Raw genomic sequence first — 13,040 nt, 5'->3', positions numbered from 1 at the left:
GAGCGGATGATGCGGGACGCGAAGATCACGCAGATCTACGAGGGCACCAACCAGGTCCAGCGCATCGTCATGGCCCGCAACCTCCCGTAATCCGGCCGGGTCGCAACGAGCGACCCCGGTGCCCACGGCCCCCGACCGCCCGTCCGCGGTCGGGGGCCGTCTGCTGTCCGACGTCCTGTCGCCCCCCGTCATGTCGTCCGGCATCGAACCATCCTGGACGGATCCCCGCACCCGGTGTCATAAATGATCGTCAACTGGCAGGCAGCGAACGACAATCGCGGGAGATCACGGAACATGGGCAACACCCCCGAGCAGCACCCGGCCGGCAAGGTCTGGCTGATCACCGGCGCCAACTCCGGCTTCGGCCAGGCGATCGCCGAGGCCGCCCTGGCGGCCGGCGACACCGTCGTCGCGGCGGCCCGGCGCCCCGAGACGCTGGCGGAGCTGGCCGCCGCGCATCCGGACCGGGTGATCCCGGTCCGGCTGGACGTCACCGACCAGGAGCGGATCCCCGCCGTCGTCGCGGAGGCCGTGCAGCGGCACGGCCGGATCGACGTCCTGGTGAACAACGCCGGGCGCGGCCTGATCGGCGCCGTCGAGGAGTACACCGACCGCGACCTGCGGGACCTGATGGACCTGCACTTCTTCGGCCCGGCCGCGCTCACCCGGGCCGTGCTGCCGCACATGCGCGCCCAGGGCTCCGGCGCGGTGGTGCAGATGAGCAGCATGGGCGGCCGCTTCTCGTTCCCCGGCGTGGGCGCCTACTCGGCCACCAAGTTCGCGCTGGAGGGCCTGTCCGAGGCGCTGGCGCAGGAGGTCGCCGGGTTCGGGATCAAGGTGCTGGTCGTCGAACCGGGCGCGTTCCGGACCGGCTTCGCGGGCGGCGGCGCGCTCGCCCACACCGCCCCGATCGCCGCGTACGAGCCGGTGGTCGGCCCGGTCCGCACCGGCCTGCCGGACTCCGACGGCAAGCAGCCCGGCGACCCGGCGAAGGCCGCCGCCGCGATCCTGGCCGCCCTGGCCGCCGAGCGGACCCCGCTGCGGCTCGCGCTCGGCAGCGACGCCGTGGACGCCGTCCTCGGCAACCTGGACGGCGCGCGGCAGGAAGTCGAGGTCTGGGCGGCGGTCGGCCGCGGCACCGACTTCCTGGCCGGCGAGTGACGGCGGGGCCTCCCCGCTCCTGAGGAAAACCGCGCGACGGCGGGCAGCCCCGCTCCCTAGGCTGCCCGCCATGTCCGCCACGCCCTCCGCCTCCGCCACGCCCTCCGCGCCCGCCACGCCCTCCGCGTCCGCCAAGCTCAGCCTGGCCGCCGTCACCCCCGGGAACATCGACGCTGCCCTCGCCCTGCGGGTGCGCCCCGACCAGGAGGGGCTGGTCGCGCCGGTGGTGAAGTCGCTGGCCGAGGCGTACGCGTACGGGGAGACCGCCTGGCCCCGGCTGATCATGGACGGCGAGGTGCCGGTCGGCTTCGTGATGGCCTTCTTCGACCTCCGTTTCCACCCGGAGCGGCCCGACGACCGTGCCCGCTCCGGTCTGTGGCGCCTGCTGATCGACGCCGACGCGCAGCGCGGCGGCTACGGCCGTTTCGCGGTGGAGCAGGTCTGCGCCGAGATCCGCCGCCGCGGCGGCACCCGCGCCACCGTCACGTACGTGCCCGGCCCGGACGGCCCGGCGGAGTTCTACGACCGTCTCGGCTTCCGCCCGACCGGCGAGCTGAGCGGCGACCAGACGGTGGCGGAGCTGGACCTCTAGCCTCCCCCCTCAGGCCCCCGGCCCCCCTCGGTCGAGCAGCGCCGCCGCCTGCTCCCGCGCCTGCCGCAGCCACTCGGCGCGGACAGCGGCGGGCGAGTCGGTGACCGTGCGGAACACCGTCCGCCGTACGTCGGTGACGCCGACGTACGGCAGCACGCAGGCCGCCCAGATCCGCTCCAGGGGGTCGCCGAACTCGCTGCGCTCGCGTTCCTCGGGCGTGTCCGAGGTGTTCAGTACCAGGGCCCGTCCGGCCCGCAGCAGCCCGGCCGGTTCGCCGTCGGCCGTGCCGAGCTTGTACGCGACGCCGGGGACCAGGACCCGCTGTGTCCAGCCGACCAGGACGGCGGGCGGCATGCCCCACCAGTTGGGGTGGATCAGCACGAGCGCGTCCAGGGTGGCCACTTCGGCGCGGTGCAGGGCGAGGTGGGCATCGTCGGCGTGGTCCGCCGCGTCCACCGTGCCGGTCTCCCCGGCGGTCAGCAGCGGTGCGAAGCCCTCCGCGTAGAGGTCGTGGGCCCGTACCTCGCAGCCGCGCTCCCGCAGTTCGTCGACCACGGCCTCGTACAGTGCGTGGTTGAAGCTGCCCGGCCGCGGATGCGCCAGGTAGACCCCGATCGTGCTCATCGTCCGTTCCCCTCCCGTTGGTTGGCGAACGTGATGCTACGGGCCGAGGCCCGCGGGTAGGGTGCCGGACCATGGCCGAGCCGGACTTCCTCGCCACGACCAGGGCGTTCTACGACGCCATCGCCATCGAGTACACCGACCGCTTCCGGGACGCGATGGACTCCATGCCGACGGACCGGGCCGTGCTGGCGCTCTTCGCCGACCTGGTCCGCGCCGAGGGCCCGGACGCCAGGACGGCCGAACTCGGCTGCGGTCCGGGCCGGGTGACGCAGCACCTGCACGGGCTCGGCCTGGACGTGTGCGGGATCGACCTCTCGCCGCGGATGGTCGAGCTGGCGCGGGCGGCCTACCCGGAGGTGCCGTTCGCCGTCGGCTCGCTGTTCGACCTCCCCTTCGGGGACGGCGAGTTGACCGGCGCGGTGGCCTGGTACTCGATCATCCACACCCCGGCGGAGCGCCTCCCGGAGGTGTTCGCCGAGTTCGCCCGGGTGCTCGCCCCCGGGGGCCGGCTGCTGGTCGCCTTCCAGGTCGGCGACGAGCCCCTGCGGCTGGAGCAGCCCTTCGGCCACCCGGTGTCGTTGGACTTCCGTCGCCTGCGGCCCGAGCACGTCGAGGAGTTGGCCCGGGAGGCGGGCCTGCCGGTCACCTGCCGTACGGTCCGCGAGCCGGACGGCGAGGAGAAGGTCCAGCAGGCCTACCTGCTGGCCCGCAAGCCGGAGGCCGGTAGTTGACCGGGTGGTCAGGCGACCTCGGACGCCGGCTGCCCGGAGGCGGTGACGATCACCTCGTCCAGTACCTCGCGCGAACGCAGCAGGTCGGTGATCATCCGGTCGATCCGCTCGCGCTCCGCGGTGAGCTCCTCGACCAGCAGCGGGGTGGCGATCTCGCTCGGGCTGCCGTCGGCGTCCTGCATGCAGGGGAGGATCTTGTAGATGGTGCGGCTGTGCAGCCCGGCCGCGTACAGCTCCTGGATGTGCACCACCCGGTCGACGGCGGCCTCCGGGTACTCCCGGTGGCCGCCGGCGGTGCGGCGGGCCGCCAGCAGGCCCTGCTGCTCGTAGTAGCGCAGCGAACGCTCGCTCACGCCCGTCCGCCGGGCCAGTTCGCCGATCCGCATGCCGTCCGTCCCGTCATCCGTGCCTGGCCGAGCCGAGTGAAGGCCTCTTGAACCTGACATCGATGTTAGCTTCCACCGTTCCGGCATGAGGACGAACACGGAAACCGCGGGTCTCTTCCAGCCCTCCGCACTCGGCCCGCTCCGCGACGGGCTGATGTACGGCGGCGGGGCCGAGAGGTACACCGACTACCCCGCGCCGGCGGGACAGCTCGCGGGACGGCACGCCGGATAACACGGCGGGGCGCGCCCGCGCCCGCCCGGGGGTACCGCGCGGGAGCCGACCGCTCATGCCATGATCCCTGCATGAGTTCCAACGTTTTCTTCGACATCACCATCAACGACGAGCCGGCGGGCCGCATCGTCTTCAAGCTGTTCGACGAGGTCGTCCCGAAGACGGCCCAGAACTTCCGCGAGCTGGCCACCGGCCAGAACGGCTTCGGCTACGAGGGCTCCGGCTTCCACCGCGTCATCCCGGCCTTCATGCTGCAGGGCGGTGACTTCACCAACCACAACGGCACCGGCGGCAAGAGCATCTACGGCGAGAAGTTCGCGGACGAGAACTTCAAGCTCAAGCACGACCGCCCGGGTCTGCTGTCGATGGCCAACGCCGGCCGCAACACCAACGGCTCGCAGTTCTTCATCACCACCATCGTCACCGACTGGCTGGACGGCAAGCACGTCGTCTTCGGCGAGGTCGTCGAGGGCATGGACCTGGTGAAGAAGATCGAGTCGCTCGGTTCGCAGAGCGGCCGCACCTCGGCCACGATCAAGATCGCCAAGTCCGGCGTGGTCGAGTAATCACCGCTGCCCTGGCAACGCGTACCGCCCCGGAGTGGGAAGTCGGCAGGTCCGACTTTCCTTTCCGGGGCGGTGGCGTTTCCGGTCCCGGGAGCACCGCCGCCAGGTCCTAAGCCCAAGGACCGATGGCCTGGTGCCCCCGTCCCGGCTGGAATGGGCGGATGGATCACGACACGGTGCGCGAGGGCCTGACACCCGCCGAACGGACGGCCTACCTGGCGCGGATCGGCCTGCCGGACCCCGGGGAGCCGTCGGCGGGCGCGCTGGCACGGCTGCAGCAGGCCCACCTGCGGGCCGTCCCCTTCGAGAACCTGAGCATCCACCTCGGCGAGCCCGTCGTCCTGGACCCGGCGGCCCTGGTGGCCAAGGTGGTGGACCGGCGACGCGGCGGGTTCTGCTACGAACTGAACGGCGCCTTCGCCGAGTTGCTGCGCTCCCTGGGCTACCGGGTGAGCCTGCTGGCCGGCCGGGTCTTCGACGGGGAGCGCCCCGGCCCGCCGTTCGGCCACCTCGCGCTGCGGGTCGACCTGGACGAGCCCTGGCTGGCCGACGTCGGCTTCGGCCGGTTCTCCCGGCACCCACTGCGCCTGGACGAGCGCGGCCCGCAGTCCGACCCGCACGGCACGTTCACCGTCGCCCCGCACGGCGCCCACGGCGAACTGGACGTCCGGATGGACGGCGCCCCGCAGTACCGCCTCGACCCGCGTCCGTACCCGCTCGCCGACTTCGCCCCGACCTGCTGGTGGCAGAGCACCTTGCCGGACTCGCACTTCACCCGCTCGACCACCTGCTCCCTGCCCACCGAGGACGGCGGCCGGACCACGATCAGCGGCACCCGGCTCATCCGCACCGCCCCCGACGGCACCCGCAGCGAGCGGCAGCTCACCGCCGCCGAGACGCCGGCCGCCTACCGCGAGCACTTCGGCATCGCGCTGGACCGCCTGCCCGGCTGAGGCCGGGCCGGAGCGGGCCCGGCCGGGCCGGAGCGGGCCCGGCCGGGTCGCGGGAGGGGCAGGGTAGCCGGGGGTGCGATCGTCCGGGCCGGAACCGGGCAATCGCGCCGGCCGTCACCGCCGTCGCCTTACGCTCCTCGGACGCGGGTCGAACCGCGGTCGAACTCGACTTTCCGGCAAGGTGGTTCACCGATGATCGAGCAGAGCGCCGACGACGGCGAGGTGACGTACGAGCAGGTGACGGTGGTCTCCCTGGCCTCCTGCGAACCCGCCTCCTGCGAACCCGCCTCCCTCGAACCGGCCTCCGGCGAGCCGGTCGGCCCCGCGCGGTTCGCGGTCCGGGTCGTCCGCGAGGGCATGACCGTCAAGCGGGTGGCGGGTTACTGGGCGCGTTGGGACGAGCGCCGCGGCGCGGAGGAGATCCGCCACCACGCGCGCTGGGTCGCCGACGAGGAGTACGTCCGGCCGGACACCGGCAGCGTGGACGGCACGCTCGCCGTGACGGTCGCCGCGTACTGGACGGACGGGGCGCGGGTCTTCGGCCGCCGTCCGAGCACGGAGACCGCAGTGATCTTCCGGCCCGGCGAGACCGAGCACGAGCTGGTGCTGGAGCAGGCCGCGCCGCACCGCCCGGCCGCCCTGTCGGTGCAACTGGCGCACGCCCGCTGGCTGGGCGGCGACGGGCAGCCGATCCACTACGGCTACGCGGGTGCCACCGAGGCCGCGGGCGGCGCGGGGGAGTGGCTGGTCCGCCTCCCGGAGTGCGGCACCGGCCTGCTGCCGTACGCCGGCCAGGCCGAGGCGGGATAGCCCGGAGCGGGATGGCGCGGAGCGGGAGAGCCCGAGACGGACCGGGTCGAGGCGGACTGGGCCGGAACGGGCGAGCGGTGTACGGGTGCAGCACGGTGCCGAAGCCGCGGTGGAAGACGGTGAGGCCGGGCCCGATCTCGCAGGCGGCCGGCACCTCCATGCCGGAGAACGCGAGCGCCTCCTGGACCAGGCGGCCCAGGAGGCGGTGGCGACGGCGGTAGATCAGTGCGGTGACGAGTGGCATTCACTCATTGTGGCGCCGTCGTCACTCGAAGTCACCGCTCGCTCACTTGACGTCCGGCACCGTGGTGTCGTTCTTGAAGGCGTCGAAGACCTGCTTGGACTTGTTGGCGTCCCACAGCACCGCGGATTCGCCGGTCTTGGTCCGGTAGTCCGCGTTGCCGATCGGGACGGTGATCGTCTTGCCGCTGCCGCCGTTGACGTCCTTCATGGCGAGGAAGAGCGAGCCGAGGTCGGTCAGCCCGCAGTCGTCGTCCACGATCAGGGTGCCGAGCGCCGAGTCGACCAGCGGGTAGAAGGTGAACGGGTTGAGCAGGTTGCCCGGGGAGGCGGCCTGGTGCGCGAGGGCGCCGAGGAACTTCTGCTGGTTGCGCATCCGGCCGAGGTCCTGGTCGGCCATCTGGTGGCGCTGACGGACGAAGGCCAGGGCCTGCTTGCCGGTGAGGGTCTGGTCGCCGGCCTGGAGGTCGAGGCCGGAGTCCTTGTCCTTGACGGGCTGGTCGATCTTCATCTCGACGCCGCCGATCGAGTCGACGATGCCGACGAAGCCGGCGAAGCCGATCTCGGCGTAGTGGTCGATGTGGATGCCGGTGCTCTGCTCGACGGTCTGGACGAGCAGGCGGCCGCCGCCGGCGCCGAAGGCCGAGTTGATCTTCGCGGTGGTGCCCTTGACCGGCTTGCCGTTGCTGCCCGGGTGTTCGGGGATCGGCACCCAGGAGTCGCGCGGGATGCTCATCAGGGTGTTCCCGTTGTCCCCGACGTGCAGGATCATCATCGAGTCGCTGCGCTTGCCCTCGTCGTGCCCGGTGTGCAGGTCGTCCTGCTCGGAGTCGGTGAGGCCCTGGCGGCTGTCGGAGCCGACGATCAGCCAGTTGGTGCCCTTGCCCGCGGCCGGGCGGCCCGGGTAGTCGGCGAGCACGCTCTCGTGGTTGAGCTTGGAGTCCGCCCAGAACCAGGTGGAGACGGAGGTCACCATGACGGCGATCAGCAGGCCGAAGACCGACCACTTCACGATCCGTCGCCGCGGCCAGCGCTTGGCGGCCGGCGCACCGGCCGGCCGGGCACTGCCGGGACCACCGGGACCACCGGGACCACTCGGCCCATCCGGGCCGCCGGGCCCGCCCGGATATCCGGGACCGGCCGGGCCGCCGGGGCGGACGCCGGGCGCGCCGGCCCCCTGCTGCGGGACGCCGCCGAGCCGGGACGGCCCCTGCTGCCCCTGCCCCAGCTGCTGCGGCGTGGACGCCCCGGGCCCGCGCGGATTCAGCGAGGACGGCAGTGGCGGCTCGGCCGCCGTGCCGCCTCCGCCGCCTGCGCCGTAAGGGTTCCCGCTGCCTCCGCCGTTGCCGCCGTACGGGTTCCCGCCGCCCCCGGGGCGGCCCTCCTGCCACGTGTTCATGCCGTCGAGGATGCCCGACCCCGGTCGGGCTGACTCCCCCCGGGGGCCCAGCCAGGCCTCTTGTAGCAGTTTTGATGCACGTACCGGATCGTTCCGCCGCAACGTCCGCCAAGGCCCGGACGCCCGGCAGTACGCGCTGCTCTGCCGGCCCCGGTCGTCGAGGGCCTCGCCACGGCCCCGGAGCGGCTGCCCGTACCGGCACTGACCGGCTTCTGGCGGGCTGCCACCCGGCTACCGACCGGCTACCGACCAGCTACCGACCGGCGCCGACCGGCGCTGACCGGCCGGCAACCGCGGCCGCGGCCCGTACGGGGCGTCCCCGAGACGGGCCGCGGCGACCCCTAGGGGGAGGCGCGCCGCGCCCCGTAGAACCTTGGTTGAGCCGCTTCATTCCGTCGGATGACGAGCGGTCCGCCGTCCACTCCTAACGTGGTTCCTACATCCCCACCGCCAGGAAGCGGCCCGATCCGGTCGGGTCCGGTGGCCAGGTCCACCGGGAGGGTGGAGACAACTCCCGGTCGAGGACTACCGCCTGCGCCATATCGTGAGGCGGGTGGGCCCGTGAGGCTGGGGGCCAACGGGTGAGCGCATTTTTCCTCTAGGAGACTCCAGTGACGACGGCAGCAGCAGCCGTGTACGACCCCCAGCTTCCCGGCGGAGCCTCCGCCGTCGCCGCTTCGGCCCGTCAGGTCACCAAGGCGTACGGTTCCGGCGAGACCAAGGTCACCGCGCTCGACGCGGTCGACGTCGACATCCAGCGCGGCCGGTTCACCGCGATCATGGGCCCCTCGGGCTCCGGCAAGTCCACCCTGATGCACTGCCTGGCCGGGCTCGACACGGTGAGCACCGGCCGGATCTGGATCGGCGACACCGAGATCACCGGCCTCAAGGACAAGCAGCTGACCAGACTGCGCCGGGACAAGATCGGCTTCATCTTCCAGGCGTTCAACCTGCTGCCGACCCTGAACGCGCTGGAGAACATCACGCTGCCGATGGACATCGCGGGCCGCCGGCCCGACCAGGCCTGGCTGGACCAGGTGGTGGAGACCGTCGGCCTGGCCGGCCGGCTCAAGCACCGCCCGACCCAGCTCTCCGGCGGCCAGCAGCAGCGCGTCGCGGTGGCCCGGGCGCTGGCCGCCCGCCCCGAGATCATCTTCGGCGACGAGCCCACCGGGAACCTGGACTCCCGGGCCGGTGCCGAGGTGCTGACCTTCCTGCGCCGCTCGGTGGACGAGCTGGGCCAGACCATGGTGATGGTCACCCACGACCCGGTCGCCGCCGGCTACGCGGACCGCGTGCTCTTCCTCGCCGACGGCGTGATCGTCGACGAGATGCACGCGCCCACCGCCGACTCCGTCCTCGAACGCATGCGCCGTTTCGACGGCAAGCGCACCAGCTGAGCGACGGGACGACACGATCATGCTGCTCAAGACCTCACTGCGGAGCTTCTTCGCCCACAAGGGCCGGATGGCGCTCTCGCTCATCGCCGTCGTGCTGTCGGTGGCCTTCGTCTCCGGCACCCTGGTGTTCTCCGACACCGCCACCAGTACCTTCGACAAGCTCTTCGCCGCGACCGCCTCCGACGTCTCGGTCCAGCCGCCCAAGCCGGCCGATGACGAGGAGCAGCAGGCCGCCGCCAAGCCGTCGACCGTCCCGGTGGCGCTCGCCGACCAGGTCGCCGCGGTGCCGGGCGTGAAAAAAGCCGTCGGCCAGGTCATGGTCGGGAACGCGATCCTGGTCAACCCGGCCACCAACAAGCTGGTCGGCCCGACCAGCGGCGCGCCCACCCTGCTCGGGAACTGGACCGACACCCCGCGCAACCCGGTCACCATCACCTCCGGCCACACGCCGCAGAACTCCGGTGAGCTGGTGCTGGACGCGGACACCGCGAAGAAGGCCAAGCTCGGCCTCGGCGACCGGATCCGGGTCGAGAACTCCGGCGGCAAGCACGACTTCACCATCGCCGGCATCGCCACCTTCACCGCCACCAACCCGGGCGCGGCCCTCGGCTTCCTGGACACCCCGACCGCCCAGCAGCTGCTGCTCGGCGAGCCGGCCTACACCTCGATCGAGGCCTTCGGCGACGGCAGCCGGAGCAACGACCAGCTCAAGGCCGCGGCGCTGGCCAAGGTCGGCGGCGGCTACCAGGCCAAGACCGCGGCCGAGCAGAAGGACGAGAACGCCAAGCAGGTCGGCAGCGGCCTCGCCTTCATGAAGTACGCGATGCTCGGCTTCGCCTTCGTCTCGGCGATCGTCGGCGGCTTCCTGATCATCAACACCTTCTCGATGCTGGTCGCCCAGCGCACCCGGGAGATCGGCCTGCTGCGCGCCATCGGCGGCAGCCGCCGGCAGGTCAACCGCTCGGTGCTGGTCGAGGCGCTGATCCTGGGCGTGCTCGGCTCGACCCTCGGGGTCGCGGCCGGCCTGGGCGTCGCGGTCGGCCTGATCAAGCTGATGAACGCGATCGGCATGGACCTCAAGGCGGCCGACCTGCAGATCGGGCCGGACGTGTTCGTCGCCGGCTACGCGCTCGGCATCGTGGTCACCCTGGTCGCGGCCTGGTTCCCGGCCCGCCGGGCGAGCCGGATCTCGCCGATGGCCGCCCTGCGCGACCACGGCACCCCGGCCGAGGGCCGCGCCAACCTGGTCCGTACGGCGGTCGGCCTGCTGCTGACGGCGGGCGGCGGCACCCTGCTGGTGCTCGGCGCGCGGTCGGAGAAGGCGGCCACCGGCGGCCAGTACCTGGGCATGGGCGTGGTGCTCACCCTGGTCGGCTTCGTGGTGCTCGGCCCGCTGCTGGCCTCGGCCATCGTCCGGGTGCTCGGCGCGGTGCTGCCGGCCGTGTTCGGCCCGTCCGGCAAGCTCGCCCAGCGCAACGCGATGCGCAACCCGCGCCGCACCGGCGCCACCGCCGCCGCGCTGATGATCGGCCTGGCGCTGGTGATCGCCTCCGCGGTGTTCAGCTCCTCGGCCGTCACCTCGGCCGGCGCACAGATCGACAAGTCGGTGGGCGTGGACTACATCATCGCGGGCGGCGGCACCGAGGTCACCCCGGAGATGCTGGACATCGTGCGCCGCACCCCGGGCATCGACCACGTCACCATCCAGAAGGGCTTCCAGGCCGCCAAGGTCCGGCTGCCGGACGGACAGAAGGCGAAGACCGACCTGACCGCCGTGCCGCCCGGATTCCTCGGCACCGACTTCCGTCCGACCGTCAACTCCGGTGCGGCGGACTCGGTCGGCCGCGGCTCGCTGGGGATCGGCGAGACCTTCGCCAAGGACCACGGCCTGAAGGTCGGCGACCAGGTGACCGTCGACTACGGCAGGGGCCACACCCAGGTGCTGCCGGTCGGCGCGGTCTTCGCCAAGGGTGAGCTGTTCGGCGACGGCTCCTTCGTCGCCATGGACACCATGGCCGAGGTCGTCCCCGCCGCCGGGCAGCCGCCGGTGTGGACCTTCTTCGCCAAGGCCTCCTCCGGCGCCGACGTCGACAGGACGCTGACCGCGCTGGAGGACGGGCTCAAGGAGTACCCGCAGCTGACCATCAAGGACCGGGCCGGCTACAAGGAGCTGGTGCAGTCCCAGGTCGACACCCTGCTCTACCTGATCTACGGGCTGGTCGCCCTCTCGATCACGGTCGCCGTGCTCGGTGTGGTCAACACCCTGGCGCTGTCGGTGGTCGAGCGGACCCGGGAGATCGGCCTGCTGCGGGCGATCGGGCTCTCCCGCCGCCAGCTGCGCCGGATGATCCGGCTGGAGTCCGTGGTGATCGCGGTGTTCGGCGCCGTCCTCGGCACCGGGCTGGGCCTCGCCTGGGGCGTCACCGCCCAGGGGGTCCTGCGGGACCAGGGCCTCGGGGCGCTCTCCGTCCCCACCACCACGATCGCGATCACCCTGGTCTCCTCGGTGGTGATCGGCCTGGTCGCCGCGCTCGTCCCGGCCTTCCGGGCGGGACGGATGAACGTCCTCACCGCCATCGCCACGGACTGAATCGCGGCGGACTGAAGCGCGACGGACCCGTTCCGGCGCCGGGGGGCGTCGGAACGGGGACGCGGGACAGGGGCCGGGTGCGCACCGCACCCGGCCCCTGCCGCGTGCCGCGCCGAGGGCCCCACCAACTCCGCGTCCGCCCCGGTCCGGGCCCGCGCCGACGGGAGAGCGCGGTGACCTTGATCACAGTGCCGGTGCCGCGCCGCGAGGAGTGCGCGGCCGCCCGGACCGGGACAAGACGGGGACGCGTCCGCACCGGTACGGTGGCCCCGATGAACACCAAGGCTGCTGAGGAGCTGCCGGCTGTTTCCGTGATCATGCCGGTGCTCAACGAGGAACGTCACCTGCGCACGGCTGTCCGGCGCATCCTGGACCAGGAGTACCCGGGGCCGATGGAGGTGGTGATCGCCCTCGGTCCCTCCAGCGACCGTACCGACGAGATCGCCGCCGAGCTGGTGGCCGAGGACCCGCGGGTGCGGACGGTGGCGAACCCCACCGGCCGGACGCCCGCCGGGCTGAACGCCGCGATCCGGGGCTCCCGCCATCCGATAGTGGTGCGCGTGGACGGCCACGGTCTGCTCACCCCCGGCTACATCGCGACCGCGGTCCGGCTGCTGGGCGAGATGGACGCGGCGAACGTCGGCGGCATCATGCACGCCGAGGGCGAGACCGAGTGGGAGAACGCGGTCGCCGCCGCGATGACCTCCAAGCTCGGTGTCGGCAACGCCGCCTTCCACACCGGAGGCCTGGCCGGCCCGGCGGACACCGTCTACCTCGGGGTGTTCCGGCGCGAGGTGCTGGAGAAGCTCGGCGGCTACAACGAGGAGTTCATCCGCGCCCAGGACTGGGAGCTGAACTACCGGATCCGCCAGGACGGCGGCCTGGTCTGGTTCACCCCGCAGCTCAAGGTGACGTACCGGCCCCGGCCCTCGGTGCGGGCGCTGGCCAAGCAGTACAAGGACTACGGCCGCTGGCGCCGGGTGGTCACCCGCTACCACCGCGGCTCGGTCAACCTGCGCTACCTCGCCCCGCCGGCCGCGCTGCTGGCGGTCACCCTCGGGCTGGTGCTCGGCGCGGCCGTCCACCCGGCCTTCCTCGCGGTGCCCGGCGCCTACCTGCTGGGCATCGTCGGCGGCGCCGTGACCGAGGGCCGCGGCCTGTCCGTCAAGGCCAGGACACTGCTGCCGGTGGCGTTCGCGACCATGCACCTCAGCTGGGGCTTCGGCTTCCTCACCTCACCGCGCTCGCTGGCGCGCCGGGTGATCGCCAGCGTCAGCCCGTCCTCGAAGAACCTGCTCTCCAAGACCGGCTGACGCCCCGTCGCGCCGGGTCGGCCGCGCCGGCGAGCCGCTGCCG

The 13,040-nt window shown here is 72.7% G+C and carries 14 protein-coding genes; 11 read left to right on the top strand and 3 right to left on the bottom strand.

Annotation, left to right across the window (positions count from 1 at the left end; translation table 11 throughout):
* The 3 genes from ACZ51D_RS40375 to ACZ51D_RS40365 all read left to right on the top strand — a co-directional run.
* A partial coding sequence (locus ACZ51D_RS40375) for an acyl-CoA dehydrogenase family protein (protein ID WP_144385854.1) occupies positions 1-90 on the top strand: 90 nt, incomplete at its 5' end.
* 204 nt (positions 91-294) lie between these two features.
* On the top strand, positions 295-1,161 hold the full coding sequence (locus ACZ51D_RS40370) for an oxidoreductase (RefSeq protein ID WP_465625961.1): 867 nt from the start codon (positions 295-297) through the stop codon (positions 1,159-1,161).
* A gap of 70 nt (positions 1,162-1,231) precedes the next feature.
* Entirely contained in the window at positions 1,232-1,753 is a 522-nt protein-coding gene (locus tag ACZ51D_RS40365) for a GNAT family N-acetyltransferase (protein ID WP_465625959.1), read from the top strand.
* Positions 1,754-1,762: 9 nt separating this feature from the next.
* Here the strand turns inward: ACZ51D_RS40365 and ACZ51D_RS40360 are convergent, their stop codons facing one another.
* Entirely contained in the window at positions 1,763-2,377 is a 615-nt protein-coding gene (locus ACZ51D_RS40360) for an NAD(P)H-dependent oxidoreductase (protein WP_465665271.1), read from the bottom strand.
* A 71-nt stretch (positions 2,378-2,448) separates the two neighbouring features.
* Here ACZ51D_RS40360 and ACZ51D_RS40355 point away from each other — a divergent pair, with 71 nt between their 5' ends.
* Complete coding sequence (locus ACZ51D_RS40355) at positions 2,449-3,108, top strand: class I SAM-dependent DNA methyltransferase (protein WP_465625955.1); 660 nt, start codon at positions 2,449-2,451, stop codon at positions 3,106-3,108.
* A gap of 8 nt (positions 3,109-3,116) precedes the next feature.
* Here the strand turns inward: ACZ51D_RS40355 and ACZ51D_RS40350 are convergent, their stop codons facing one another.
* A complete protein-coding gene (locus ACZ51D_RS40350) occupies positions 3,117-3,494 on the bottom strand; it encodes a MerR family transcriptional regulator (protein ID WP_360507914.1) in 378 nt (125 codons plus the stop codon).
* Positions 3,495-3,579: 85 nt separating this feature from the next.
* Here ACZ51D_RS40350 and ACZ51D_RS40345 point away from each other — a divergent pair, with 85 nt between their 5' ends.
* From ACZ51D_RS40345 to ACZ51D_RS40330, 4 genes are all read left to right on the top strand, one after another.
* Positions 3,580-3,726, top strand: a complete 147-nt coding sequence (locus ACZ51D_RS40345; RefSeq protein ID WP_465625953.1) for a hypothetical protein — start codon at positions 3,580-3,582, stop codon at positions 3,724-3,726.
* Between the two features lie 71 nt (positions 3,727-3,797).
* Positions 3,798-4,292 (top strand): peptidylprolyl isomerase, encoded by a 495-nt coding sequence (locus ACZ51D_RS40340; RefSeq protein WP_465625951.1) that lies wholly within the window; start codon positions 3,798-3,800, stop codon positions 4,290-4,292.
* Between the two features lie 161 nt (positions 4,293-4,453).
* Positions 4,454-5,245 (top strand): arylamine N-acetyltransferase family protein, encoded by a 792-nt coding sequence (locus ACZ51D_RS40335; protein ID WP_465665269.1) that lies wholly within the window; start codon positions 4,454-4,456, stop codon positions 5,243-5,245.
* Between the two features lie 192 nt (positions 5,246-5,437).
* Entirely contained in the window at positions 5,438-6,055 is a 618-nt protein-coding gene (locus ACZ51D_RS40330; RefSeq protein WP_465665267.1) for a hypothetical protein, read from the top strand.
* A gap of 286 nt (positions 6,056-6,341) precedes the next feature.
* Here the strand turns inward: ACZ51D_RS40330 and ACZ51D_RS40325 are convergent, their stop codons facing one another.
* Complete coding sequence (locus tag ACZ51D_RS40325) at positions 6,342-7,694, bottom strand: LCP family protein (RefSeq protein WP_465625945.1); 1,353 nt, start codon at positions 7,692-7,694, stop codon at positions 6,342-6,344.
* A 611-nt stretch (positions 7,695-8,305) separates the two neighbouring features.
* Between ACZ51D_RS40325 and ACZ51D_RS40320 the strand changes: the two genes are divergently transcribed.
* The 3 genes from ACZ51D_RS40320 to ACZ51D_RS40310 all read left to right on the top strand — a co-directional run bounded on the left by ACZ51D_RS40320 (position 8,306) and on the right by ACZ51D_RS40310 (position 12,997).
* A complete protein-coding gene (locus ACZ51D_RS40320) occupies positions 8,306-9,094 on the top strand; it encodes an ABC transporter ATP-binding protein (protein WP_465625943.1) in 789 nt (262 codons plus the stop codon).
* Between the two features lie 16 nt (positions 9,095-9,110).
* The gene (locus ACZ51D_RS40315; protein ID WP_465665275.1) at positions 9,111-11,684 is read left to right on the top strand and encodes an ABC transporter permease; all 2,574 of its coding nucleotides are present in this window, start codon (positions 9,111-9,113) and stop codon (positions 11,682-11,684) included.
* A 272-nt stretch (positions 11,685-11,956) separates the two neighbouring features.
* Positions 11,957-12,997, top strand: a complete 1,041-nt coding sequence (locus ACZ51D_RS40310) for a glycosyltransferase family 2 protein (RefSeq protein WP_360507930.1) — start codon at positions 11,957-11,959, stop codon at positions 12,995-12,997.
* Positions 12,998-13,040 lie beyond the last annotated feature (43 nt).

The sequence above is a fragment of the Kitasatospora sp. NPDC033851 genome (genome assembly GCF_055576085.1).
This window is presented reverse-complemented; position numbering and strand designations above follow the sequence as displayed.

Coding starts and splice junctions, on each gene's coding strand:
- ACZ51D_RS40335 (WP_465665269.1), top strand. CDS start 4,454: ATGGATCACGACACGGTGCGCGAGGGCCTGACACCCGCCGAACGGACG.
- ACZ51D_RS40310 (WP_360507930.1), top strand. CDS start 11,957: ATGAACACCAAGGCTGCTGAGGAGCTGCCGGCTGTTTCCGTGATCATG.
- ACZ51D_RS40340 (WP_465625951.1), top strand. CDS start 3,798: ATGAGTTCCAACGTTTTCTTCGACATCACCATCAACGACGAGCCGGCG.
- ACZ51D_RS40370 (WP_465625961.1), top strand. CDS start 295: ATGGGCAACACCCCCGAGCAGCACCCGGCCGGCAAGGTCTGGCTGATC.
- ACZ51D_RS40325 (WP_465625945.1), bottom strand. CDS start 7,694: ATGAACACGTGGCAGGAGGGCCGCCCCGGGGGCGGCGGGAACCCGTAC.
- ACZ51D_RS40330 (WP_465665267.1), top strand. CDS start 5,438: ATGATCGAGCAGAGCGCCGACGACGGCGAGGTGACGTACGAGCAGGTG.
- ACZ51D_RS40365 (WP_465625959.1), top strand. CDS start 1,232: ATGTCCGCCACGCCCTCCGCCTCCGCCACGCCCTCCGCGCCCGCCACG.
- ACZ51D_RS40360 (WP_465665271.1), bottom strand. CDS start 2,377: ATGAGCACGATCGGGGTCTACCTGGCGCATCCGCGGCCGGGCAGCTTC.
- ACZ51D_RS40355 (WP_465625955.1), top strand. CDS start 2,449: ATGGCCGAGCCGGACTTCCTCGCCACGACCAGGGCGTTCTACGACGCC.
- ACZ51D_RS40350 (WP_360507914.1), bottom strand. CDS start 3,494: ATGCGGATCGGCGAACTGGCCCGGCGGACGGGCGTGAGCGAGCGTTCG.
- ACZ51D_RS40345 (WP_465625953.1), top strand. CDS start 3,580: ATGAGGACGAACACGGAAACCGCGGGTCTCTTCCAGCCCTCCGCACTC.